Source organism: Embleya sp. NPDC050493, assembly GCF_044458105.1.
Taxonomy (GTDB): Bacteria; Actinomycetota; Actinomycetes; order Streptomycetales; family Streptomycetaceae; genus Embleya.
Map to the genome: position 1 here is coordinate 28,166 of NZ_JBITHP010000004.1, position 23,925 is coordinate 52,090.

The following is a 23,925-nucleotide window of genomic DNA, read 5'->3' on the forward strand; positions in this document are numbered from 1 at the left end:
CTATGGCTCGTTCCCCCTGCGGCTGTTAAGTTGATGGAGTCAATCAACTTGATGGTCCAGGGGGTTTGCCATGTCCGCTGTCGGGTCCACGGCCGGGCCGGGGGCGATCGATGTGATGATCGGCTTCCCGAGCGCACAGGCCAAGAGCCACTACGACTTCCTGAAGCCGCAACTGCGCGACGCGGAGAGCGGCGAGATGGAGTTCCCCGCCGAGTACATGTTCAAGGGCGTGCCGAATCGGTTGGACGAGGGTGTCGATCCGGTCCGGGTGACCCTGGGCCAGATGGACGCGTGCGGCGTCGAGATCGGCCTGGTCGGTCTGAGCGAGACCGCGCTGCGAGCGATCGCCGAGCATCCGAAGCGCTTTCGGCCGACGCTGGAGGTGGACCCGAACGACATCACCAGGACGGTCCGGCGCATCCGGCAGGCGTACGAGGAACACCACATCGTCGCGGTGACCACCTTCCCGGCCGGCTGCAATCCGCAGGTGCCGGTGGACGATCGGCGCTACTACCCGATCTACCAGACCTGCATCGACCTGGACCTGCCGATCGTCTCCAACGCCGGCATCGCCGGACCGCGCGTGCCGTCCGCGTGTCAGGACGTCATGCACTTCGACCAAGTCTGTTACGACTTCCCGGAGTTGCGGATCGTGATGCGGCACGGCGCGGAGCCGTGGGAGGACCTCGCGGTCAAGCTGATGCTCAAGTGGCCGGGGCTGTACTACATGACCTCGGCGTTCGCGCCGAAGTACTACCCGAAGGCGATCGTCGACTACGCGAACACGCGGGGTGCGGACAAGGTGATGTACGCGGGCTACTACCCGATGGGCCTGTCCCTGGAGCGGATCTTCCGCGAGCTGCCGGACGTGCCGTTCAAGCCCGAGGTGCGGGCGAAGTTCCTGCGCGAGAACGCGATGCGGGTGTTCAAGCTGGGTGGGGAGGAGTGAAGGCCGTGTCGGATCGCCACACGATCATCTCGGCGGACGGGCACGCCGGTGCCGGGATGGACACCTATCGCGAGTTCCTGGACCCGTCCTGGCGCGCGGAGTTCGACGACTGGCGGGAGCGCTACCGCAATCCGTTCCGGGACCTCCAGGGCGACGGGCGCACCCGCAACTGGGACGACGACCGACGGGTCGCCGAGTTGGCCGCGGACGGGATCGTCGCGGAGGTGGTGTTCCCCAACACCGTGCCGCCGTTCTTCCCGACCGGGCAACTGCTCGCCCGGCCGCCGTCGGCGCACTCCTATGCCCGTCGGCTGGCCGGGATCCGGGCGCACAACCGCTGGCTGGCCCAGTGGTGCGGCGGGCCGAACGCGGTGCGGCGGGCCGGGCTGGCCCAGGTGTTCCTGAACAACGTCGAGGACGCGGTCGCGGAGGCGGTGTGGGCCGGGGAGCACGGCCTCGCGGGCATCCTCATCCCCACCACACCGCCGGATGTGAGCGGCATCCTGCCGCTGTACGCACCGGAGTGGGACCGGCTCTGGGAGGTGTGCCAGGACCTGGAGTTGGCGGTGGTCAACCACGGCGGATCGGGCAGCCCGGACTACGGTGCCTACCCGGCGTCGACCTTCCTGTGGATCGCCGAGGCGACGCTGTTCTCCCGCCGACCGCTGACCCACATGTTGTTGTCCGGGGCGTTCGCGCGTTTCCCCCGGCTCAAGTTCGCGATCACCGAGCAGGGCGCGGCCTGGATTCCGCCGGTGCTCCGGCAGTTGGACGCATACCACGCGCAGATGGCGACCGGCCGGATCGGTGAACTCAAGTACACCGAGGCCGATCGGCTGCCGGAGCCGCCGAGCGCGTACTTCGCCCGGAACTGCTGGGTGGGCGCCAGCTTCCCGTCGCCCACCGAGGCCGCCGCGCGACACGAGCTGGGGGTGGACCGGTACATGTGGGGCGCGGACTACCCGCACGACGAGGGGACCTACCCGTACACGCGCGAGGCGCTGCGCCGCTCGTTCCACGACGCCTCGCCGGCCGAACTGCGGGCGATCCTGGCCGGGAACGCGGCGACGTTGTACGGCTTCGACCTGGCCGCACTGGACGCGCTGGCGGCGGAGGTCGGACCGACGCATGCGGAAATCGCGGAGCCGCTGGCGGCCGTGCCGACGGACAGCAACAGCCCTGCGTTCACTCGGCCCTGAGGGGCTGTGGCCGCGCACCCGTTCCCGACGGGTGTGCGGCTCGGGCCGGCCGGGGCGCATCCGGATGGGGACGGGGGCTGCCGGCTCCACCGACCACCACGAAACGCCGTGCACTCATGGCTGGTTGTCGCCTCCCCGGGTGTCTGTCGTCGCCGACCCGGCGTGATCCCACGAGGGGGATCGGCGCGGGCTCGGCCCGCGACGATGTGATTACGGGTACGTGTGCGACCGTCACCGACCGACACGGTGTGTCCTGAAGTCCCTCCACCCGTGGGCGGCGCTGGAGGAGATGCCGAGTGCGGATTCGGAGCGGGCCGTGGCCGCCTGTCCGTGGGTTGCCGCGCCGTGACGCGGCCCACGTCCGGATCGGCGGACGGCCATTGATGGTTTTAGGGGGCCGGACTAGAGTCGCGCAACCGACCTGCCGCACGTGCTCCCTGGAGATCGAACATGGTGGAACAGAAGAACGACGAGTTCATCGAGCCCTCGCCCGAGGAGATCGTTCTCTTCACCAAAGAGCACGTTTCGCAGATGGAGCAGTCGGACGGCGACGACGTCTGGCTCCTGGCGGGCATGAACCACGTGCTGGTCCACACCGTCGGCCGCAAGAGCGGCAAGCTGCACAAGGTCGCGCTTCCGTTCTGGGCGGACGAGAACGGCCACCGCGTCGTGGTCGGCTCCTTCGCGGGCGCGGCGAAGCACCCGTCCTGGTTCGTGAACCTGTCCGACCGTACGGCCAACCCGCAGCTGCTGGTGCGGGTCCAGCACGCCACGTACTGGAGCACCGCCGAGATCCTCGACGGCGACGAGTACACCAAGACCTGGGCCGCACTCACCGCCGACCGCGAGTACTACAAGAACTACCAGACCCGCACCGACCGCCGGATCCCCCTGGTCCGCCTCCCGGAAACCAGCCTGATCGCGCGCCGCGACTGACCGTCCCGAACACCGGCGGCCGGTGGACCGCCCGAACCCGGGCCGCCGCGGCCCCCGTTCGCGTCGGTCGACCGGCGCGCCGCCGGTGTCGTGCGTCGACTCAGTCCGTCAGCAGCTTCTTCTGGACCTTGCCCATCGCGTTGCGGGGCAGGTCGGCGACGAAGAGCACGCGCCTGGGTCGTTTGTGCGCGGACAGGCCGGTCGCGACGTGGTCGATGAGTTGATGCTCCGTCACGTCGCCGGCCGGCACCACGAAGGCGACGATCTCCTGGCCCAGGTCGGGGTGCGCCACGCCGATCACCGCCGCCTCGCGCACCGCCGGGTGCGCCAGCAGGGCACTCTCGACCTCGCCCGCGCCGACCCGGTAGCCGCCGGTCTTGATCAGATCGGTGCTCGCCCGGCCCACGATCCGGTGCCGGCCGTCGGCGTCGATCACCGCGACGTCGCCGGTGCGGAACCAGCCGTCCGGGGTCAGCGTCTCGGCGGTGGCGTCGGGACGGTTCAGGTAGCCCTGGAACAGGGTCGGCGAATCGATCTGCAACTCGCCCACCGTTTCGCCGTCGTGCGCACACGCCGACCCGTCCTCGCCGACCAGTCGGGTGCGTACGCCCGCGATCGGCAGCCCGACGAAGCCGGGTCGGCGCTCGCCGTCCGCGCGGGTGCTGACCGTGATCAGCGTCTCGGTCATGCCGTACCGCTCGATCGGCCGGTGTCCGGTGAGTTCCGCCAACCGCTCGAACACCGGGACGGGCAGCGGCGCGCTCCCGGACACCAGCAACCGCGCGCCGGACAGCGCCTGCGCCGACTCCGGGTCGTGGGCGATCCGCGACCACACCGTGGGCACGCCGAAGTACAGGCTGCCGCCGGCCTGCGCGTACGCCGCCGGCTTGGGCCGGCCGGTGTGCACCACGCGCGAGCCGACCCGCAGCGCGCCGAGTACGCCCAGCACGAGGCCGTGCACGTGGAACAGCGGCAGGCCGTGCACCAGGACGTCGTCCGGCGTCCACGCCCAGGCCTCGGCGACGCCGTCCAGCCCCGCCGCGATCGCCGCGTGCGGCATCAGCACGCCCTTCGGCGCACCCGTGGTGCCGCTCGTGTACAGGATCAGCGCGGTCGTGTCCGGGGCCGGCTCGGGGTGGGTGCTCGTCGAGCGCGCGGTGAGGTCGATCGGCATGGTGGGCAGCCCGGCGTCCGTCCACGGCCCCGGCGCGAGCAGCAGCGCGGCGCCCGAGTCGGACAGGATGTGCGCCCGCTCCAGTGGACCCGAATCCGGCGGGACCGGGACCACCGGGACGCCCGCTACCAGGCCGGCCAGTGTGGCCACCACGGTGCCCAGGCTCGCGTCCGCCCGCAGCGCGACGGCCGGCGCACCCGCGATGCGATCCGCCAACGCGGTCGCCGCCCCGAACAACGCCTCGCGCGACATCGCCTCCCCGGCCACCGTGACCGCATCGGGCCGATCCGACACCGGACCGTCAAGCGAGACGAGAGCAGACACGAACCGACCTCCAGCCACGACAACCGACCCACCGATGCTATTGCGCCCCACACCCCACCCGGGCACCATGCCGCGCCCTTCGCCTCCCCGCCACTCGGGCCGCCTGCCGGATCACGTTCGCGAGTACGGGAGACCCTCGTGCCACGGATCGGCGGTGATTGCCGGGGGGCTTCGCCTCAGGGCGGGCTTGTGTGTGGGCCAGCGGGCCCCCGGCGCCATAGCGTTGGGTGGGGAACCGGGCGGTGGGGTGGGCCGTCACAGGGGCAGGACAGTCGGGCGAGCGAGGAGTGGTTGTGCGTCGAAATCCGGTGCTGGGGAGCAGGGTCGCGGCCGTGGTGGCGGTGTGTGTTTCGCTCGGTGTGCTGACCGCGTGTGGCGACGAGCAGAGTCCGCTGTCCACCATCGAGAAGTCGTCGCCCACCGCGTCGGCGACCTCGAGCGCGGGGTCCGGGTTGGACGAGAACGTCCGCAACGAGGATCTCGACGTCGGCGAACTGGCGCGCCGGGCCAAGCAGTCCGCCGCCCGGATCAAGACCGTGCACGTGGTGGCGGACATCGTCTCCGCCGGCAAGGCGGTCAAGCTCGACCTGCGGGTGGACCGGGGCAGCGAGGACTTCCAGGGCATCATCGAGCAGAACGGCGTCAAGCTGGAGGTGCGCCGGGTGCAGTCCGCGATGTACGTCCGGGGCGACGAGCAGGCGTACCGCTCGCTGGTCGGCACGGTGGACGGCGACATGGCCGCCAAGCTGCTCGCCGGGAAGTGGCTCAAGGGCGACGCGAACAGCGAGAAGTTGCGCGGCGTACGCAACATCACCACCGTCGCCGACCCGGGCGCGGCGCTGAAGAACTTCCCCGAGGACGGCGTCAAGCTGCCCACCGAGACGATCAACGGCCGCAGGATGATCCCGCTCACCGGCCCGCCCGGGGACGACGACGGCAAGATCTACATCGAGGCCCAGGGCGGCAAGCCCTACCCGGTCCTGATCGTGTCGAAGTCCACCGCCAACAGCGGCTCGGTCAGCTACGGCGACTTCGACGTCCCGGTCAAGGTGAACGCGCCACCGGCCGCCGAGGTGATCGACATCCCCGATCGCTCGACGGCATCGGGCACGCCCCGCCCGGGCAGCACCGCATGACGCCCGCGGTCACCCGATGAAGTGGGTGATGTGCGGCGGGTGATGGCGAAGTGGTCGATCTCCCGCAGTGATCCGCTCGCTCTAGGATGCTCTCCATCCACGCGCCGCGTCCGTCGACGGGGCGCGCAATCGGGGAACACCGCGGAGGGGAGTTGCGATGACGGTCGTTCTCGCACAGGGGGAGCGCGTCACCATCGGCAAGGGCACGGCCGGTTCGGCCGCCCGGGTACGGATGGGACTGGGCTGGGACCCGATCAAGCACGAGGGGCTGCGCCCGGGTCTGCAGGCGCTCACCGGCGTCGACCTGGACGCGTCGTGTCTGCTGTTCGACGCCGATCACCGCCTCGTGGACACCGTGTGGCCCAGGCAGTTGGTGTCCAAGGACGGCGCGGTCACGCACACCGGGGACAACACCACCGGTGCCGGCGAGGGTGACGACGAGTCGATCATCGTGGACCTCGCCGCGCTGCCGCTGCGCATCACGGTCCTGGTCTTCACGGTCAGCGCGTTCACCAGCGACGACTTCTCCCGGGTCGCCAACGCGTTCTGCCGGCTGGTGGACGAGAGCGACGGGAGCGAAATCCTGCGCTACGACCTCTCCACCGCCGACTCGCAGGACAACGCGCAGATCATGGTCAAGCTGGCCCGCGGCGCCGACGGCTGGGTGCTCACCGCGATCGGCCAACCGGCCAAGGGCAACACGGTCAACGACCTGCTGCCCGCGGTCCAGAAGTACCTGTAGCGGGTAGCCGGCTACCGGCGGCGGCCACCCGCAGCCGATCCGGCCACACGCCGCCGCGCCCCGGCCGACACCCATCCGGCGCCGGGCGCGGCGGCCCCACCGAGATCCGCCGCACCCGGCTCAGGCCGCGGCCACGAACCCGCGCTCGTGCGCGTACTCCGCCAGTGCCTCGCGCAGCCGCCGCCGGCCCCGATGCAGCCGCGACATCACCGTGCCGAGCGGCACGTCCATGAACGCGGCGATGTCCTTGTACGGATAGCCCTCCACGTCCGCCAGATACACCGCGATCCGGAACTCCTCGGGCAGCGCGCGCAACGCGGCCACCACCTGCGAGTCCGGCAGGTGCTCCAGCGCCTCGGTCTCCGCCGACCGCAGCCCGGTCGACTCGTGCGACCCGGCCCGGTACAGCTGCCAGTCCTCGATCTCCTGCACACCCGACGCCACCGGCTGCCGCTGTTTCCTGCGGTAGGAGGTGATGAAGGTGTTGGTGAGGATCCGGTACAGCCAGGCCTTCAGATTCGTGCCGTCCCGGAACTGGTGGAAGGACGCGTACGCCTTCGTGAACGTCTCCTGGACCAGATCCTCCGCGTCCGAGGCGTTGCGGGTCATCCGCAGCGCGGCGGGGTAGAGCGGGTCCAGAAACGGCACGGCATCGCGCTCGAAACGGTCTTGCCGCAGCCCCGGGGTGGTCAGGAGATCACTCAAGTCGTCGCTCCCGTTGCGCGAGGTACGGACCCGCCGGCGCCTGTCCGTCCCCACCGCGCCGGGGGTGTGTGTAACTCCCCTGCCCATCATGTGCCCGCCGACGCGGGAAACAGCCGGGCCATTGGTCCTTCGTTGTCGGGAATGCCGATCGCGCGCCCACTCCGCACCGCCGGCGCCCGATTCGGGCAGCCGGCGGTGACCGTGCGTCAAGTTCCGTTCACCCTACGGCGATCGCCGGTGTTCCCGGAGCCGACCCGGCGTCCTATCCTCGGGCCATGTCCGGGTCACAGCTTCGCCACCGCCAGCTTGGCCAACGCGACGAGCTGATCCTTGCTCGGCGGCGGATCGCCGCCGCCCGCGTTGAGCGAGAACACCGCCGTCTCCTCGCCTCGACGGGCCGCCACCACCAGGACGCCCCCGATCGTGTCGGGCTGGACGTACACCGCGGCATCGCCCACACCCGGGACCTTCTCGGTACGGGTGTCTCCCAGGGTGCCCAGATAGGCCTCCAGCGCCTTGTCCACGCCGCCCGACGTCTTCGACCGGGTCGCGATCGTGCTGATCACCGGGGCTCCGTCGGCCGCCGCGTAATCGCAGCCCAGCGGGTTCTGCGCGGCCCGCAGGCCGGGCATCGCCAGCGCCTGCGAAACCTGGTCGGCGGTGAGTACCGCGCACGCGTCCACCGCGCGCAGATCGCCGCCCGCCCCGCCGCCGGCGCCGCTCGCGGTCGGGCTCGGGCCCTTGTCGCCGTCCGCCTTCGTACTCCCGCCGTCGCCGTCGTCGCATCCGGCCAGCGGCAGCACGACGGCCGCGACCGCGACCACCACGCCCATCCGAACCCTCACGGTCGCCCCCAATTCCCGGTTCCGCTCCGGGACGTTCCCCGGCTCCCGGCATGATCCGACATTTCCCGGCCCGCGGTGCGGCCCTGCCCAGATCGTCGCGGCTCGCGACCCGCTCGACAATGCCGCCGCGTCTCGCGATGCGGGCTGCGATCAAGCTCACACCACCCCCGGTGAACCCGGAATTCGCAGGTGAGGCCCACATTCGCAGTCGCCCCGATGTGCCCGGCATGTGGACCGGCCCTGCGGGGCACCTGCACACGTGTCCTAAAGTCACGCAGGTTCGACCCCGATGCCGCCGCCCCACCACAGGCACGGCACTCTGTCGTCCCGAGGCACCCGTCCGATTTCCCCCGCACCCGGACACCCCGGGCAAGGAGGTACGTAGCTCGTGATCCGTAAGCTGTTGGTGGCCAACCGAGGCGAAATCGCCGTGCGCGCCCTGCGCGCCGCCACCGAGCTCGACATCACCACGGTCGCCGTCTACGCGTACGAGGACCGGCACTCCCTGCATCGCCAAAAAGCGGACGAGAGCTACGAGATCGGCGAGCGGGGCCATCCGCTGCGCGCCTACCTCGACGTGGACACGATCGTCGGCGCGGCGATCGCGTGTGGTGCCGACGCGATCTACCCCGGCTACGGCTTCCTGTCCGAGAACCCGCTGCTCGCCGAGGCGTGCGAGGCGAACGGGATCACCTTCGTCGGCCCCTCGGCCGACGTGCTCTCGCTCGCGGGCAACAAGGTGCGCGCGCTGGAGGCCGCGAAGAGCGCCGGGTTGCCCACCCTGCAGACCGCGCCGCCGCAGGACGACGTGGACGCACTGGTGGCCGCCGCGGACGCGATCGGCTTCCCGATCTTCGTCAAGGCCGCCGCCGGCGGCGGCGGTCGCGGGTTGCGCAAGGTGGACCGGCGCGAGGACCTGCGCTCCTCGATCGAGACCGCGATGCGCGAGGCGCAGACCGCCTTCGGCGACCCGACGGTCTTCCTGGAGGAGGCGGTGATCCGCCCGCGCCACATCGAGGTGCAGATCCTCGCCGGCGCCGACGGCGGCGTGGTGCACCTGTACGAGCGGGACTGCTCGATGCAGCGGCGGCACCAGAAGGTCGTCGAGATCGCCCCCGCGCCCAACCTGGACCCCGAGCTGCGGGACCGGATCTGCGCGGACGCGGTGCGCTTCGCCGAGGCGGTGGGCTATCGCAACGCGGGCACCGTGGAGTTCCTGCTCGACGAGCGTGGCCGGTACGTGTTCATCGAGATGAACCCGCGCATCCAGGTCGAGCACACGGTCACCGAGGAGATCACCGGCGTCGACCTGGTCCAGGCCCAGCTGCGGGTCGCCGCCGGCGCGAACCTGGCCGACCTGGGCCTGGTGCAGAGCGAGATCCGCATCCAGGGCGCGGCCCTGCAGTGCCGGATCACCACCGAGGACCCCGCGGCCGACTTCCGCCCGGACACCGGCACGGTGTCCGCGTACCGCTCACCGGGCGGCGCGGGCGTGCGCCTGGACGGCGGCACCTACACCGGCGCGGAGGTGCTGCCCTACTTCGACTCCATGCTGGTCAAGCTGACCTGCCGGGGCCGGACCTTCGCCGACGCGGTCAGCCGGGCCCGGCGCGCGGTGGCCGAGTTCCGCATCCGCGGCGTCGCGACAAACATCCCCTTCCTCCAGGCCGTGCTCGACGACCCGGCCTTCCGCGAGGGCCGGATCACCACGTCGTTCATCGACGAGCACCCCGAACTGGTGCGCTCGCGCCCCGGCGCCGACCGCGGCACGCGCCTGCTCGCCTACCTGGCCGACGTCACGGTCAACCGTCCGTACGGCCCGACCCCGAGCATCGCCGTCCCGCGCACCAAGCTGCCCGAACTGCCCACCGGCGACCTGCCCGCGGGCAGCCGGGACCGGCTGCTCGAACTGGGCGCGACCGGCTTCGCCCGGGCGCTGCGCGAGCAGAGCGCGCTGGCGATCACCGACACCACGTTCCGCGACGCGCACCAGTCGCTGCTGGCGACCCGGGTACGCACGTACGACCTCGCCGCGGCGGCGCCCTACGTGGCGCGGATGACGCCCGAACTGCTCAGTGTCGAGGCATGGGGCGGCGCGACCTACGACGTCGCGCTGCGCTTCCTCAAGGAGGACCCGTGGCACCGCCTGGCGGCGCTGCGCGAGGGCATGCCCAACCTCAACATCCAGATGTTGCTGCGCGGTCGCAACACGGTCGGGTACACGCCGTACCCGGACAAGGTGTGCGTGAAGTTCGTCGAGGAGGCCGCCCGCACCGGCATCGACGTGTTCCGGATCTTCGACGCGCTCAACGACATCGAGGCGATGCGTCCGGCGATCGAGGCCACCCTGGGCACGCACGCGATCGCCGAGGGCACGCTGTGCTACACCGGCGACCTGTCCAACCCGGCCGAGAAGTTGTACACGCTGGACTACTACCTGCGGCTCGCCGAGCAGCTGGTCGAGGCCGGCGTGCACGTGTTGTGCGTCAAGGACATGGCCGGGCTGCTCCGGGCGCCCGCCGCCCGCACGCTGGTCGGCGCGCTGCGCGAGCGCTTCGACCTCCCGGTGCACCTGCACACCCACGACACCGCGGGTGGCCAGCTGGCCACCTACCTCGCCGCCATCGAGGCGGGCGTGGACGCGATCGACGGCGCCTCGGCCGCGCTGGCGGGCACCACGAGCCAGCCGCCGCTGTCCGCGATCGTGGCCGCGACCGACTACACCGAGCGTGCCACCGGCCTGTCCCTGGACGCGCTGTGCGCCCTGGAGCCCTACTGGGCGGCGGTGCGCGAGGCGTACGCGCCGTTCGAGTCCGGCCTGCCCGCGCCCACCGGCCGGGTCTACCGGCACGAGATCCCCGGCGGCCAGCTGTCCAACCTGCGCCAGCAGGCGATCGCGCTGGGCCTGGGCCACAAGTTCGAGGACATCGAGGACGCCTACGCGGCCTCGAACCGGATCCTGGGCAACATCGTCAAGGTCACCCCCTCCAGCAAGGTGGTCGGCGACCTGGCCCTGCACCTGAGCGCGGTGGGCGCCGACCCGGCCAAGTTCGAGGCCGACCCGGGCGCGTTCGACGTGCCGGACTCGGTGATCGGCTTCCTCCAGGGCGAGTTGGGCACGCCGCCCGGTGGCTGGCCCGAGCCGTTCCGCACCCGGGCGCTCGCGGGTCGCACCGCGAGCTCGACCCGCACCGTGGAACTGACCGCGGAGCAGGATGCCGCGCTGGACGGCGACGAACTGCGCGACACGCTCAACCGGCTGCTGTTCCCCGGCCCGGCCAAGGACTACGACGAGGCCGAGCGGCTGTACGGCGACGTCTCCGCGGTGCCGACCGTGCCGTTCCTGTACGGCCTGGTCCAGGGCGAGGAACTGGCCATCAAGTTGTCCACGGGGGTCTCGCTCTACCTCGCGGTCGAGGCGGTCGGCGACGCGGACGAGCGCGGTTTCCGCACCGTGTACTGCCGGATGAACGGCCAGCCGCGGGTGCTCTCGGTGCGCGACCGCTCGGTCAAGCCGGCCCGTCCGGAGAGCGAGCGGGCCAACCCGGACAACCCGAAGCACGTGGCCGCGCCGTTCAGCGGGGTGGTCACCCTCCAGGTGGCCGTGGGCGACGAGGTCGAGGCCGGCGGCACGGTGGCGACCATCGAGGCGATGAAGATGGAGGCGTCGATCACGGCGCAGAGCGCGGGCACCGTGGCCCGGCTGGCGATCGGCTCGGTGTCCTCGGTCGAGGCCGGCGACCTGCTGCTCGAACTGGGCTGACCGGTCCGATCCGGGCGTCCGGGATCGAAGTCGATCGATTCCGGCGCCAACTCGATCGTTTTCTCGATCGGCCTGCGCCACACGAACCACCACCCGAGCATTCGGGTGGTGGTTCGTGGCGTTTTCCGGACACGTTTGGCAGACGTTTGATTACCCGATGCCTGGTTTCGTTGCGCCGTATGGGCTGCTTTCGTTCGTTTTTTCCGTTTCGTCGGTCCGTCGTTTCCCGAGGTGGGACCGCATGTCGCGATCCTGACGTCAGGACGTACCCCCGGAGGGCTCTTGATCTTCCTGTGCTCCAGGTCACAGACTCGATGTCGCTCGGGGTTATCGGTGTCCATCCATCCGGATTGGGAGACCCTGCATGGCCGTGCGCCTGAGCACCCTCGACACGACCGCGGAACCCCGCGCCGCCGCCCCCCCGCCGCCGACCGTCGATCTCGACGACCTGCTGGCGCACCCGCATCTGGTCACCCGGCTGCCCACGCCGATGGCCCGGGCGGCGGGCGATCTGATGCTCGCCCGGCTCGCCACGCTGGAACCGGGCACCGTGGACCACTCGTACCTGCGCGGGCTGCTGGTCGAGTTGAACCTGCCGATGGTCCGGCACGCCGCCGGGCGCTACCGGCGGCGCGGTGAACCGGTCGAGGACATCGTCCAGGTCGGCACGATCGGCCTGATCAAGGCGATCGACCGCTACGAGGCCGATCGCGGCAGCAGCTTCATGGCGTACGCCATGCCGACCATCATCGGCGAGATCAAGCGCTTCTTCCGGGACACCTCGTGGTCCGTGCGGGTGCCCCGCCGGCTGCGCGAACTGCGCACCGAACTGCTGCGCGCCACCGACGAACTGACCGCGCTGCACGGACGCACGCCCACGCCGCGCGAGTTGGCCGAGCGCCTGTGCATCACCGAGGAGGAGGTGCTCGAAGGTCTGGACGCCTGCACGGTGTACACCGCGACCTCGCTGGACGAGACCGCCTACGGCGACGCGGACGGCCAGGAGACGGTCGGCGACCGGCTCGGCTCCGAGGACCACGCGCTCGACCTGGTCGAGTACCGCGAGGCGCTGCGCCCGCTGCTGGCCGAACTGCCGCAGCGCGAGCGCGCCATCCTGGTCATGCGGTTCTACGGAAATCTCACCCAGGCGCAGATCGGTGAGCGGATCGGCATCTCGCAGATGCACGTGTCCCGCCTTCTCGCCCGCACTCTGGCGTCGCTGCGCGAGCGGCTGATGATCCCGGGCTGACCACCCGCGCACGCCGTCGATGCGACCGCGCGCGTTCCCCAGCTCCCGAGCGGCGCGACGGTCGCCGAGCATTGATCGCCGGCCGGTCGAAGCCGCCGGGCTCACGCCCGCATCGGGAAGGGGAACGCGCATCCGCGTTCGGCGCGAGGCCCCGTCGGGTCAGCGGAAGAGCACCTCGAAGGGGCGCCGGAAGTACGCGAGCTTTTCCGGCGGGAGCGGCACCCGGTCGTCCCGGCCCGGCACCAGCGGCGCGATCTGGGAGGCCAGGCACGACAGCGCCCGCTCCTTGCGGGCCTGTTGCACCTCGGTCAGGTCGACCCGCAGCGCCCGGCTCCACGGCACCCGACCGTCGTCCGGCCGGGCCCACTGCCACATGCGCAACGGGAACTCCAGCAGACCCACACCGGTCTCCCGGCACGCCACGTCGGCCGCGCGGCCGGTGCTCTCGTGATCGGCGAAGCCGTCCTCGCGCCAATTGCTCACACACAGCGTGAAGCCCGAGACGAGCGGGATCAGCCGGTCCACCACGTCCCGTTCGTGAGTGCTGACCGTGCGGTCCGGGACGCGCAGCCGGATCACTTCGACCGGGGCCACTCCGCCGGGATTGCCGACGATCGTGGCGAACGCCCGGTCGGACTCGCGGACCCGCCGTGCGGCCAGCACCGAACCCGGTAACCGGCTGCCCGGGTGCGACGCGTCGCCGTCGGTGACGCTGACCACCCGCACCGGCGAGCCGGCGGCGACCGCGCGGGAGATGAGTCCGCCCACGCCCAGCAGCGCGTCCTCCGGGTGCGCCGCGACCACCACCAGTCCGCCGGCCAGGCCCGGCCAGTCCTCCGGCAGGGCGACCGGCAACGCCTGGCGCTGCCACTCGGCCTCGGTGGTCCAGGTCGGCCCGGGAGCCGGGTCGGGTGCGGGTGAACGCGATCCACGGAAGGTGGGAAGGCTCATGGTGTCTCCCTGTCGAAGGGTGGGATGGGGGTGGCGATCTCCCAATCGTGAGGTCGGCGCCGGGGTAAGACTTACGAGCATCGGCTACCCGGGTTGGTTTTGGCCATGTGCGACGCGGGAATTGATGCGCCGTCAGGTGGCCGTACGGACCGCCGGGGAGCCCTCCTTTCGGTTTTGCGTCGGGATCTGCGCGGCTTCGACCGGTTTGCGCCCGGGGATGAACAGCGCGACCAGCAGGCCCAGGACGGCCGCTCCGCAGCCCAACCACAGCGCGGTCACGAAGGCGTCGTGGGAGGGGAACTCCCGGCCGCCCGTGTGCATCGTCATGTTCGCGAGCACGACGCCGATCACCGCGCTGGAGGTCGAGGTGCCGATCGAGCGCATCAGCGTGTTCAGACCGGTCGCCGAACCGGTCTCGCCGATCGGCACGGCCTGCATGATCAGCGACGGCATCGCGGCGTACGCCAACGCGACGCCGACCGCCGAGAGGACCGCCATCGCGACGATCTTCCAGACCGCGTCGAGCATGAACACCGAGAGCGCGTAGCCGATCGCGATCACCAGGGTGCCCACCAGCAGCGAGACCTTCGGGCCGCGGGCCGCGGACAGGCGCGCGGACAGCGGCGAGACCAGCATCATCACGATGCCGGACGGCGCCATGCACAGGCCCGCGACGACCATGCTCTTGCCCAGCCCGTAGCCGGTGTTCTCCGGGTTCATCAGCACCTGCGGGAACACCAGCGACTGGGCGAACATCGCGAAGCCGACCACCACCGAGGCGAGGTTGGTGAACAACACCTGCGGCTTCACCGAGATGCGCAGGTCCACGAGTGGTTGTGCGGTGCGCAGTTCGAGCCATCCCCAGCCGGCCAGGACGACCGCCGCGACGGCGAGCAGGACCAGGGTGACCGTGCTGCCCCAGCCCCAGTCCGCGCCCTTGGTGATCACGAGCAGGAGGGCGACCAATCCGACGGACAGCCCGCCCGCACCGGCGAAGTCGAAGCGGCCGGGCAGGCGGACCGGCGACTCGGGCACCAGGAGCAGGACGAGCACGACGTCGAGCGCGCCGATCGCGCCCGCGGCCCAGAACATCATGTGCCAGTCGGCGTTCTGCGCGATCAGCGCGGCCACCGGCAGCCCGATCGCGCCGCCGATGCCCAGCGTCGCGCTCATCAGCGCGATCGAGGAACCCAGCTTCGCGGGCGGGAGTTCGTCCCGCATGATGCTGATGCCCAACGGGATCACGCCGAACGACGCGCCCTGGAGGAAACGGCCGAGCACCATCGGGAGCAGTGTGTCGGAGAGCGCGCACAACACCGAGCCCGCGACCATCAGGCCGAGGCTGACGATCAGGATCCGGCGTTTGCCGAACATGTCGCCGAGTCGGCCCATCACGGGAGTGCAGACCGCGCCGGAGAGGAGGGTGGCGGTGACCACCCAGGAGGCGTTGGCGGGCGAGGTGTCGAGCAGCTTGGGCAGGTTGGGCAGCAGCGGGACGACCAGGGTCTGCATGAGCGCCACGACCACGCCGCAGAACGCCAGTACCGCCACCACCGACCCGGCCCGGTCCACGGGCTCGGGCGGATGAGCGGGAGCGCCCGCCGGGCTCGGCTCGGGTATGCCGCTCGGACCGGTCACGGACTGCCTCCAGAGGATCGCCGGGTGGTTGCTGCGGTCAACCAATGTGCACGATACACATGGTGTGTATCGTGCACATTGCCTGGGCATGGCGCCAGGTTTCCGGGCAGGCGCATTGGTGTGAAGGCGGGAGCGGACGTGTTGGAAGGCATCGAGCGAGAGTTGATGTTGATCGCTCGGCACCACGTCATGGGCAAGCGGCACGGTGACGGCATGGAGCGGTCGGCCTACCTGCTGCTGACCCGACTCGAGGTCGAGGGGCCGATGTCGATCGGGCAACTCGCGGAGGCGTTTCGGCTCGACACCTCGACCGTGAACCGGCAGGTGGCCGCGCTGCTGCGGGCCGGCGACGCGGAACGGATCGCGGACCCGGACGGCGGCCTCGCCCGCAAGCTACGGATCACCGCGGGCGGCGCGGAACGGCTCGCGGGGGAGCGCGCCACCCACTGCCACGGCCTGGAACGCGTCCTGGCCTCCTGGGACGAGGGCGAACGCCGCGAACTGTTCGAGGTACTGACGCGGTTCAACCGATCGGTCGAGAGCGTCGAGGGCCGCGAATGGCCCCGGAACGAACTGGGCGTCGAGCACACGGGCGACGTTGCGCACACGGGCGGCGTTGCGCGCGGGTGAACGTGGGTCGGGTGGGGCGCTCGGGCGGCGTTGCGCGGGTGGGTGCGGGCCGGGTGGTGTGTTCGGCGGTGTTGCGCGTGGTTGGCGCGGGCCGAGTGGTGCGCAGGAGCGGCGTGGTGGGCGGGGGTGGCTCCCCTGGGGCGTTGTGCGCGGGGTGACCAAGGCTGCCGGAGGGCGTTGGTGCCGGGCGCCGGGCGCCGGGTGCCGGGCGCCGGGCGCCCGGCACCGGGTGCCGGGTGCCGGAACCGGGGCGGTGGGCGGGGCGTTGCCGGGCCGGGTCGGTTGTCGGGGTGGTGAGGTGACGAAGGGTCAGGCGCCGTTGGGCGGGCCGGGTTCCGGCTCGGGATCGGCCGCCGGATCGGGTTCGGCCTTCGTGGCGGAAGCGGGCGCCGACGCGGGAGTGGTGGCGGGGGTGGTCTCGGGCTCGGCCGCCTGCCGCACGGCGGACTTCGGTTCGGCGCCGGACTCGGCTGTCGGTTCGGGAGCGGACTTCGGCTCGGGGTCGGCGTCATCCTTGGGCGTTGGTGCGGGGTCGGGCACCGGCTCCGATACGGGCTCGGTCACGGGCGCGGGGTCGGGCTCCGGCTTTCGGTCGGCCTTCGAGCGGGGCTCGGGCGCGGAATCCACTTCCGGCTCCGGCTCCGGCTTCGAAGTGGCCGCCCCCGGTGGGTGGTTCGCACCGGGTGCACCGGCTGCACCGGCGGGTTCGGGCGGCGTGGCCGCCGAGTTCGCGACGGTCGTCGGTTCCGCGGCCGGCTCGGTCGGCTTCGATGCGGCCGGTTCCGTTGCGGTGGGGCGCGACGCGGTCGGTGTCGCGGCGGGGGTGTCCGCGGGGCGTCGTGCCGTCGACGTGCTCGCCGATTCCGGTGCCGGCGCGGGCAGTTGGGCCGAGTTGCCGCCCGGAACGGGCGTCGGCGCCGCGGCCGGTGTGGGGTCGGCGACGTCCTCGTCGTACTCCCCGTCCGGGTCGTCCGCGAAGCGCCGTCGGCCCGCGAGTGCGAGCAGGGCGCCGGCGGCGACCAGGATAAGGCCCGCGACGAAGATCGTGGGTTCGTTCCCGCTCGCGCCTGCGATGTCCGCCACGGTCGGCGCCGTACCTTCGAGCGTGCTCAACGGTGTGATCCGATCCATCGGCGAACAAGTGCGATCGTCTTACTAGCAGACTCGTCGAACCCAGGGAAACCGGTCTCGACCTGAGAGTTTTCCTGGTCGAAACACGAAGGCGCAAGGATCGCCCCGCGAACAAGGGGGCCGCGATGACTGTCATGGCGACACGTACGGGGCTGGGCTGGGAGCACGGGATCGACGATGTACCGTCCGCCGTCGCGTTGTCGGGCGGATCGTGCGTGGTCGCGGGGGCCGCCGGCGGGGTTCGGCTGCTGGACGCGGCGACCGGGCGACTGCAGGCCCGGATCGTGTTGCCGGGCGGGGTGGACCGGGCCGGCTTCTCGCCCGACGGCACGGTGGTCGCCCTCGCGGGCCCCACCGGGTACGCGCTGTGGCGGATCACCGACGGCGCACTGCTGATGCGAACGCCGGGCCTGCCCGCGCGATTTGCGTGGTCCGCGGGCAGCCGGTGCGCGGTGTTCTTCGGCGGCGCCGTGCGGGTCTACGCCGGCGACACCGGCACCGAGTCGTGGCGGGCCGTGGACGGACCGGTCCGGGTGGACGACGTGGTCTGGGTCGACTCGGTCGGCGGGCTCGCCGTCGCGCTCGGCGGTGAGGTGCACATGTACGGGCCGCGTGGGCGGACGAACGTGTGGACGTACCCGATCCCGGTGCGGGTGCTCGCCGGTGCGCCGGACGGCGCGTGGTTGTGCGCGGCGGGCGACGTGCCGAGTGTGCACGTACGCGGCGTCGGCGGTACGCACGAGGACCTCGGCGCGGCCGGGACCGAGCCGGTGACCGGGCTCGCGCTCGACGCGGGCGGACGCCGACTGGCCGCGGAGGACCGGGCCGGACTGACCGTGTGGGACCTAGCCGCGCGCGGCGGCCGGGTTCGCCCGCGCCCGCGCCGACTCCCAGCCCAACCGCAGGCGTGCGCGCCGCGTTGGCGGCCGGGCGGCGGCGCACTGATGGCCACGTCGGGCGGCGACGGCATGCTCGTGGTGTGGGACGTGCGCGCCGGCTCGGCCCGCCGGGTGCCGACCCCGTTGGCCCGACGGCACGTCGCGGCGCCGGTGACCGCGCTCGTCTGGCACGGGCGGGACGCGCTGCTGTTCGCGGACCGCACCGGGCGGGTCGGCACGCAGTGGTTCCGCGAGATCGGCACCCGCTGACCGGGTCGACGCCCTGCGGTCGATGCCCTCCGATCGAGGCCGGCGGTGCCGGCGACCCGGCCGCTTAGGTTAGCCTCGCCTTACCTATGCTGTGTACGGCCGGGAGGGTCCGCCCATGGAACTGCTCGTGGAAGATCTGCACGCCGGATATCCGGGGCATCGTGCCGTGTCGGGCGTGGACCTGTCCGTGGCCGCCGGCAGCGTGGTCGCGATCGTCGGCCCCAACGGTTGCGGCAAGTCCACGCTGCTCCGCTCGATCGCGCGCCTGCACAAACCGGATTCGGGTCGGGTCAGCGTCGGCGGCGACGACATCTGGCGACTGAAGCCCCGTCAGGCCGCGCATCGGGTGGGGCTGTTGCCGCAGAACCCGACCGCACCGGAGGCGGTCACCGTGGCCGGACTGGTCCGCTACGGCCGGCATCCGCACCAGGGGTTGTTCCGCCAGTGGTCGCGCGCGGACGAGCGGGTCTGCCGGGACGCGCTGACCGCGACCGGCGTGCTGGACCTGGCCGATCGACGGCTGGACCGGCTCTCCGGCGGGCAGCGGCAGCGCTGCTGGGTCGCGATGGTGATCGCGCAGGAGGCGCCGGTGATGTTGCTCGACGAGCCGACCTCGGCGCTGGACCTCGGCCACGCGGTCGAGGTGCTGGGCCTGGTCCGGCAGGTCGCCGCGGGCGGGCGCACCGTGGTGATGGTGCTGCACGACCTGGCGTCGGCGGCTCGGTACGCGGATGTGCTGGTCGCGATGCGGGCGGGCGAGGTGATCGCGTCCGGGCCGCCGAAGGAGGTCGTCGACGCGGCCCTGGTGCGGGCGCTGTACGACGTGGATGCGGACATCCTCCGGGCGCCGGGGGACGACACCCCCGTCGTGGTGCCCCGAATGGTCGAGGCGGACGCGGCGGCGGAGGCCGGGGCCGATGTCGCCGCGCGGGTGGGCGCCGACCGCGTCGACCACGCCGGGATCGGCCCGTCCGGAGCGTGAGGGCGTCGTCGGCCGGCCGCCCGGTCCCCGCCGGCGTCGCTTGTTCGGGTAGGTTGCCCACAGAAATGTGACGATGCGTCAGTTGATGAGGTGGGCAATGTTCGGCAAGAAGAAGGCCGCGGTGGCGGCCGAAGGCCGCGATGTGGCGGCGCTCGTGCTGCGCGCGACGCTCGGTCCGATGCTCTTCGCGCACGGTTACAACAAGGTCGCCGGCCCCGGCGGCCTCGCCGGCACCACCGGCTGGTTCGAGTCGCTCGGCCTCAAGCCCGCCGAGGTGCACGCGCGCCTGGCGGCCGGCACCGAGATGGCGGCCGGTGTGGGCATCGCGCTCGGCGTGGCCAACCCGCTGCCCGCGGCGGCGACGGTGGGCCTGATGAGCGTCGCGGCGGCGACCGACCACAAGGGCAAGGGCTTCTTCGTCTTCAAGGGCGGCTGGGAGTACACCGCCGTGGTCGGCGGTGCCGCGGTCGCGCTCGCCGCGCTCGGCAACGGCAGGTATTCGGTGGACGCGCTGATCGGGCGCAAGAAGTCGGGCCTGCGCCCGGCGCTGTTCGCGGCCGGCGTCGGCGTCGCGAACGCCGCGCTGCTGATGAAGCTCTGCTACAAGCCCGACCCGAAGCCGGACGAGACGCTCGAGGCGTAGCCCCGGGGGGACGTTCGAGGCGGAGCCGGCCGAGACCCTCGCGGGCGAGCCTGCCGAGGTCCTCGGGGTGCAAGCCGGACGAGACGGTCGAGCCGGAATACTTCGGCCGCCTCGGTCCGCACCGATGCACGCGGTGCGGACCGAGGTGTCCGGGCGAGCCACTACGTTGGATCCCACGTTGATCCATGGGCGTTGCGCCCTCGTGTGGAGGTTCTTGCTGTGCAGACGTTGCCCGAGTCCTGGCAGCCCGTGCTCGCGGAGGAGTTGGCGAAGCCGTACTACGCCGAGCTGACCGCGTACGTGGACGCGGAACGCAAGGAACACCAGATCTTCCCGCCGGAGGACGAGGTGTTCGCGGCCCTGGAGGCGACGCCGTACGACGACGTGCGGGTGTTCGTCGTCGGGCAGGACCCGTACCACGACGACAACCAGGCGCACGGCATGTGCTTCTCGGTGCGGCCCGGAGTCAAGATCCCGCCGTCGCTGCGCAACATCTACAAGGAGATGCACGCGGACATCGGTCTGCCCATCCCCGACAACGGCTACCTGATGCCGTGGGCGCGGCAGGGCGTGCTGCTGATGAACACGGTGCTCACGGTGCGTGCGCACGAGGCCGCGTCGCACAAGGGCCGCGGCTGGGAGAAGTTCACCGACGCGGTGATCAAGGCGGTGAGCGACCGGGACAAGCCGGTGGTGTTCGTGTTGTGGGGCGGCCACGCGAAGAAGAAGGCGGCGTTGATCGACACCGCCAAGCACACCATCGTGCAGGGCGCGCACCCCTCGCCGCTGTCCGCGAAGCTCTTCCACGGCAGCAAGCCGTTCTCGCAGATAGATGCCGCGCTGGCGGCCATGGGGCACGAGCCGATCGACTGGACGATCCCCAACCTCAAGGACTAGCTCGTCGAGGACCGGCGCCGCGAGGACCGACGTCTCCAAGACCGGCACGTCGAGAACCGGCGCCGAACCCGCTCCGGCGCGGGCGCAAGAAAAACGACAACCGGCGTTCCGGTTCGGTATCGGCTCGGCCGGTATCGGACCGGAAACGGGCGCCGATCGGGAATGGCCGAAAATCTCCTTGCATTGGTACGGAGCACCTACGGCAAGCCCTTACGGTGTGAGGCTCCCTCTTTCCATGCCTCCGAGGCGGCCCCGTGTCGACGACCACCGTTTCACCCGTATCCCCCACTCCCAGCCCCACTCTCGATCTCACTCCCGGTTATGTCGCGCACCGAGGTCTGCGCGAGGAACTGGCCCGACTGACCGAGGTGACCCGACACCTCGACCCGGTCGACATCCTGCGCGTGCGCGCGGTCGAGGAGCATCTCGCGCTGGTGTTGCGCTTCCTGCGCGCGCATCACCGCGAGGAACACACCGTGCTGTATCCGTGGGTGCGCGCCGGTTCGCCGCGTGCCGCCCGCACCGTGACCGCGTTCCAGGTGGACCACTCGGCCCTGGAGGACGCGATGCGCCGCGCGGCCGACACGAGTGTGCCGCTGCGTGATCGTTCCCCCGCGATCGGGCGGCTGTACGACCAGGTGGCCCGGCACAGTCTGGCCGAGGAGCACCAGTTGTTCCCGCTGATGCGCCGGCACGTGCGCGGCACGCCCGACGGGCGGATGCCGACCCGCACCGTGCGGGTCTGGGGCCGTGACCTGCCCGCGCTCGTCGCCTTCCACCTGCACCACGCCACCGACGCCGAACGACGGCGGGTGTTGCGCTGGATCCCGCCCGGCACGGCCCTGTTGTGGCGGGCCGGGTGGCGGCGGGCCTACGAGCGGCGTCGGCGGGCCGCATACGGGAGTTGAGCCGGGTTCGGCACTCCGCCCGGCTCAGGACGTGTGGTCGACCGCGTCGGTCGGGCTGGTCAGTGCGGCCAGCAGGGCACGGACGTGTTCGATCTCCGGCCCGGTGGGTTGCACGTCGCCCAGCGCACGCACCAGCGCGTCCAGGGCGCGCGCCGGCTCCGGCTCGGCGAGTGTGGACAGGTCGTGGATCAGCCGCAGCAACATGATCCGCGGCGCGGCGATCTGCTCGCGGGGCAGCGGTCGTTCGAAGTAGTCCTCGGCCAGATCCAGCCACAGGTTCCACAGGTCGGTCCGGGCGATCCGGGGCACCGCCAGGATCGCGTCGGTCAACTCGCGGGTCTGCCCGGCGGTGATGGTGCGGCGTAGCACCGGCGCGGCCGGCAGCGCGGGCGCGGGCGTGGGCGGGGACACGGGCGCCGGCGGCGGCGAGCCGGCGGCCCCGTCCGTGCGCGGGCCCGGGAACGCCGGTGGATCGGCGGGCCGGGACGGACCGTGGATCGCCGCCATCAGTTCGGCGTGCGCGTCCTCCTCGGACTTGCCGTACAGCGTCTTGCGCAGCAACGGCCGCAACACCGACGGGATCTCCTCGCGATCCAACTCGTGCACCACGAGCGGGATCAGGCGGCGACCGCTGCCGCGCAGCGCGTCCGACATCGCGGTCCACTCGACCGTGGTCCAGCGCTCCGGTACGAAGTACGCGGGCGAGAACAGCGCGATCATGTGCCCCGCGCCGTCCAGCGCGCGGCTGACCTTGGTGGTCAGGTTCTCGCCCGTCGCCCAGTCCCACGCGTCGAGTTCGACCTCCAGGCCGGCCAGGACGAGTTGGCCGGCGACCCACTCCGCCCAGGCGGTGTCCGAACCGGCGTGGCTGATGAAGTAGCGCACCGCGTCGCCCCCGTGCTCCCCGTCGTTCGCCATGCGTACCAGCATCGCGCACCGGCCGGCCGGATTCGGCTCCTTCGCCCGATACGGAAGCGGAGCCACCCGTTCAGCCGGGCAGGTTGTCGATCGCCCGGCAGACCTCCTCCACGCCCTGGGTGTTGGGCAGCACGTCGTGCAGCGCGCGACACAGACACTGCAACGAGTGGATCGGTTCCGGGCCGTTGACCAGGGTCCGGATCATGTGCAGCAGCATCGACCGCGCGTCGGTCATGTGCCGGTGCAACAACTGGTGTTCGAGATAGTCCTCGGACAGATCCAGCCAGATCGACCAGGTGTCCGGCGCCCGCAACCCGCGCACGGCCAGGAACAGGTCGGCGAGATAGACGACCTGGTTCTGCGGGATGGTCCGGGACAGCTTGGCCATGTTCCCGAAGCGCAGCAGTTCGAGCGTCACGTCCGGGGTCACCAGGCCGGACGCGAAGAGTTCGGCGATCCGGGCGATCGCCGCGGGCCGGTCGCCGACGAACGCGGCGATCGCCTCGGCCGTGACCATCTCCAGCTCGAATTCGCGATGCGCGTCGAAGAGCATCAGCACCGACGAACCGCGGTCCAGCGGCGGCAGATCGACCGTGCTGCCCAGGTGGCGGGCGAGCGGATCGGTGCTGGTGATCAGCACGTGGCCGGGGCCGGCCGGAATCATCTCACCGATCAGACCCGGCCGGTCGACCTCGTCGAAGACCAGCAACCAGCCCTCCCGCGACTGTAGTTCGTGCTTCGGGCCGACCTGTTGGTCGACCCGATGGCCGAGGTCGGTCAGCTGTTCGAGGATGCGATGCAGGAAGGCCACGCCGCTCTCGGTGGGGCGGGCGGCACAGTCGAACCACCACACCACGTCGTACAGGTGCCGGTGCCGGTAGGCGTACTCCCGAGCCAGGTGGGTGGTGCCCAGGCCGGGCAGGTCGTCCTGCGGGCGCAGCACGACGCGGTGTTCGGCCTGGAGCAGCGTGCGCAGGTCGGCGAGCGTGCCGTCGCGCCCGTAGAAGCGCCCCCTGGTGCCCGGGACGTGCCACACCGGCGGATTGTCCGTGGGCGA

At 71.5% G+C, this 23,925-nt stretch carries 21 protein-coding genes; 13 read left to right on the forward strand and 8 right to left on the reverse strand.

Annotated features, from left to right (window positions below; all coding sequences use genetic code 11):
* Positions 1 to 70 precede the first annotated feature (70 nt).
* The 3 genes from ACIBM5_RS10225 to ACIBM5_RS10235 all read left to right on the forward strand — a co-directional run bounded on the left by ACIBM5_RS10225 (position 71) and on the right by ACIBM5_RS10235 (position 3,084).
* Complete coding sequence (locus tag ACIBM5_RS10225) at positions 71 to 949, forward strand: amidohydrolase family protein (protein WP_396006411.1); 879 nt, start codon at positions 71 to 73, stop codon at positions 947 to 949.
* A gap of 5 nt (positions 950 to 954) precedes the next feature.
* Positions 955 to 2,148 (forward strand): amidohydrolase family protein, encoded by a 1,194-nt coding sequence (locus ACIBM5_RS10230; protein WP_396006412.1) that lies wholly within the window; start codon positions 955 to 957, stop codon positions 2,146 to 2,148.
* 450 nt (positions 2,149 to 2,598) lie between these two features.
* Positions 2,599 to 3,084: a nitroreductase/quinone reductase family protein gene (locus tag ACIBM5_RS10235; RefSeq protein WP_396006413.1), complete on the forward strand. Its 486-nt coding sequence runs from the start codon at positions 2,599 to 2,601 to the stop codon at positions 3,082 to 3,084.
* Between the two features lie 100 nt (positions 3,085 to 3,184).
* Here the strand turns inward: ACIBM5_RS10235 and ACIBM5_RS10240 are convergent, their stop codons facing one another.
* Positions 3,185 to 4,582 carry an acyl-CoA synthetase gene (locus ACIBM5_RS10240; RefSeq protein ID WP_396006414.1) on the reverse strand — a complete coding sequence of 466 codons (1,398 nt, stop codon included), beginning with the start codon at positions 4,580 to 4,582 and terminating at the stop codon, positions 3,185 to 3,187.
* Positions 4,583 to 4,875: 293 nt separating this feature from the next.
* On the opposite strand from ACIBM5_RS10240, the gene ACIBM5_RS10245 reads away from it, so the two are divergent.
* Positions 4,876 to 5,718, forward strand: coding sequence for a hypothetical protein (locus tag ACIBM5_RS10245; RefSeq protein WP_396006415.1), 843 nt, complete (start codon positions 4,876 to 4,878; stop codon positions 5,716 to 5,718).
* Between the two features lie 157 nt (positions 5,719 to 5,875).
* On the forward strand, positions 5,876 to 6,460 hold the full coding sequence (locus ACIBM5_RS10250; protein WP_396006417.1) for a TerD family protein: 585 nt from the start codon (positions 5,876 to 5,878) through the stop codon (positions 6,458 to 6,460).
* A 120-nt stretch (positions 6,461 to 6,580) separates the two neighbouring features.
* On the opposite strand, the gene ACIBM5_RS10255 is transcribed toward ACIBM5_RS10250, so the two are convergent.
* Together ACIBM5_RS10255 and ACIBM5_RS10260 are read right to left on the reverse strand one after the other, a co-directional pair.
* Positions 6,581 to 7,165, reverse strand: a complete 585-nt coding sequence (locus ACIBM5_RS10255) for a sigma-70 family RNA polymerase sigma factor (protein ID WP_391584872.1) — start codon at positions 7,163 to 7,165, stop codon at positions 6,581 to 6,583.
* Positions 7,166 to 7,449: 284 nt separating this feature from the next.
* Positions 7,450 to 8,010 carry a DUF3558 family protein gene (locus ACIBM5_RS10260; RefSeq protein WP_396006418.1) on the reverse strand — a complete coding sequence of 187 codons (561 nt, stop codon included), beginning with the start codon at positions 8,008 to 8,010 and terminating at the stop codon, positions 7,450 to 7,452.
* Between the two features lie 388 nt (positions 8,011 to 8,398).
* On the opposite strand from ACIBM5_RS10260, the gene ACIBM5_RS10265 reads away from it, so the two are divergent.
* Positions 8,399 to 11,773: a pyruvate carboxylase gene (locus ACIBM5_RS10265; RefSeq protein WP_396006419.1), complete on the forward strand. Its 3,375-nt coding sequence runs from the start codon at positions 8,399 to 8,401 to the stop codon at positions 11,771 to 11,773.
* A 364-nt stretch (positions 11,774 to 12,137) separates the two neighbouring features.
* Complete coding sequence (locus tag ACIBM5_RS10270) at positions 12,138 to 13,022, forward strand: RNA polymerase sigma factor SigF (protein ID WP_396006420.1); 885 nt, start codon at positions 12,138 to 12,140, stop codon at positions 13,020 to 13,022.
* A gap of 159 nt (positions 13,023 to 13,181) precedes the next feature.
* Here the strand turns inward: ACIBM5_RS10270 and ACIBM5_RS10275 are convergent, their stop codons facing one another.
* Together ACIBM5_RS10275 and ACIBM5_RS10280 are read right to left on the reverse strand one after the other, a co-directional pair.
* Complete coding sequence (locus ACIBM5_RS10275) at positions 13,182 to 13,973, reverse strand: PIG-L deacetylase family protein (protein WP_396006421.1); 792 nt, start codon at positions 13,971 to 13,973, stop codon at positions 13,182 to 13,184.
* 132 nt (positions 13,974 to 14,105) lie between these two features.
* Positions 14,106 to 15,545 (reverse strand): MFS transporter, encoded by a 1,440-nt coding sequence (locus tag ACIBM5_RS10280; protein WP_396006761.1) that lies wholly within the window; start codon positions 15,543 to 15,545, stop codon positions 14,106 to 14,108.
* A 231-nt stretch (positions 15,546 to 15,776) separates the two neighbouring features.
* On the opposite strand from ACIBM5_RS10280, the gene ACIBM5_RS10285 reads away from it, so the two are divergent.
* A complete protein-coding gene (locus ACIBM5_RS10285) occupies positions 15,777 to 16,241 on the forward strand; it encodes a MarR family winged helix-turn-helix transcriptional regulator (protein WP_396006763.1) in 465 nt (154 codons plus the stop codon).
* A 309-nt stretch (positions 16,242 to 16,550) separates the two neighbouring features.
* On the opposite strand, the gene ACIBM5_RS10290 is transcribed toward ACIBM5_RS10285, so the two are convergent.
* Positions 16,551 to 17,354 (reverse strand): hypothetical protein, encoded by an 804-nt coding sequence (locus ACIBM5_RS10290; RefSeq protein ID WP_396006422.1) that lies wholly within the window; start codon positions 17,352 to 17,354, stop codon positions 16,551 to 16,553.
* Positions 17,355 to 17,506: 152 nt separating this feature from the next.
* On the opposite strand from ACIBM5_RS10290, the gene ACIBM5_RS10295 reads away from it, so the two are divergent.
* From ACIBM5_RS10295 to ACIBM5_RS10315, 5 genes are all read left to right on the forward strand, one after another.
* Positions 17,507 to 18,520, forward strand: a complete 1,014-nt coding sequence (locus tag ACIBM5_RS10295; protein WP_396006423.1) for a WD40 repeat domain-containing protein — start codon at positions 17,507 to 17,509, stop codon at positions 18,518 to 18,520.
* A gap of 115 nt (positions 18,521 to 18,635) precedes the next feature.
* Complete coding sequence (locus ACIBM5_RS10300) at positions 18,636 to 19,502, forward strand: ABC transporter ATP-binding protein (protein ID WP_396006424.1); 867 nt, start codon at positions 18,636 to 18,638, stop codon at positions 19,500 to 19,502.
* A gap of 85 nt (positions 19,503 to 19,587) precedes the next feature.
* Positions 19,588 to 20,145, forward strand: coding sequence for a DoxX family protein (locus ACIBM5_RS10305; protein ID WP_391584879.1), 558 nt, complete (start codon positions 19,588 to 19,590; stop codon positions 20,143 to 20,145).
* 219 nt (positions 20,146 to 20,364) lie between these two features.
* Positions 20,365 to 21,042, forward strand: a complete 678-nt coding sequence (locus tag ACIBM5_RS10310; protein WP_391584880.1) for a uracil-DNA glycosylase — start codon at positions 20,365 to 20,367, stop codon at positions 21,040 to 21,042.
* A 254-nt stretch (positions 21,043 to 21,296) separates the two neighbouring features.
* A complete protein-coding gene (locus ACIBM5_RS10315) occupies positions 21,297 to 21,950 on the forward strand; it encodes a hemerythrin domain-containing protein (RefSeq protein WP_396006425.1) in 654 nt (217 codons plus the stop codon).
* A gap of 24 nt (positions 21,951 to 21,974) precedes the next feature.
* Here ACIBM5_RS10315 and ACIBM5_RS10320 read toward each other — a convergent pair whose 3' ends face one another.
* Both ACIBM5_RS10320 and ACIBM5_RS10325 read right to left on the reverse strand, forming a co-directional pair.
* Entirely contained in the window at positions 21,975 to 22,868 is an 894-nt protein-coding gene (locus tag ACIBM5_RS10320; RefSeq protein WP_396006426.1) for a TIR domain-containing protein, read from the reverse strand.
* Between the two features lie 70 nt (positions 22,869 to 22,938).
* Positions 22,939 to 23,904, reverse strand: coding sequence for a hypothetical protein (locus tag ACIBM5_RS10325; protein ID WP_391584883.1), 966 nt, complete (start codon positions 23,902 to 23,904; stop codon positions 22,939 to 22,941).
* Positions 23,905 to 23,925: the final 21 nt, after the last annotated feature.

Bases quoted from the DNA above. Each gene is read 5' to 3' on its own strand.
- ACIBM5_RS10225 (WP_396006411.1), top strand. From the start codon at position 71: ATGTCCGCTGTCGGGTCCACGGCCGGGCCGGGGGCGATCGATGTGATG.
- ACIBM5_RS10235 (WP_396006413.1), top strand. From the start codon at position 2,599: ATGGTGGAACAGAAGAACGACGAGTTCATCGAGCCCTCGCCCGAGGAG.
- ACIBM5_RS10250 (WP_396006417.1), top strand. From the start codon at position 5,876: ATGACGGTCGTTCTCGCACAGGGGGAGCGCGTCACCATCGGCAAGGGC.
- ACIBM5_RS10270 (WP_396006420.1), top strand. From the start codon at position 12,138: ATGGCCGTGCGCCTGAGCACCCTCGACACGACCGCGGAACCCCGCGCC.
- ACIBM5_RS10275 (WP_396006421.1), bottom strand. From the start codon at position 13,973: ATGAGCCTTCCCACCTTCCGTGGATCGCGTTCACCCGCACCCGACCCG.
- ACIBM5_RS10285 (WP_396006763.1), top strand. From the start codon at position 15,777: ATGTTGATCGCTCGGCACCACGTCATGGGCAAGCGGCACGGTGACGGC.
- ACIBM5_RS10295 (WP_396006423.1), top strand. From the start codon at position 17,507: ATGGCGACACGTACGGGGCTGGGCTGGGAGCACGGGATCGACGATGTA.
- ACIBM5_RS10300 (WP_396006424.1), top strand. From the start codon at position 18,636: ATGGAACTGCTCGTGGAAGATCTGCACGCCGGATATCCGGGGCATCGT.
- ACIBM5_RS10305 (WP_391584879.1), top strand. From the start codon at position 19,588: ATGAGGTGGGCAATGTTCGGCAAGAAGAAGGCCGCGGTGGCGGCCGAA.
- ACIBM5_RS10320 (WP_396006426.1), bottom strand. From the start codon at position 22,868: ATGGCGAACGACGGGGAGCACGGGGGCGACGCGGTGCGCTACTTCATC.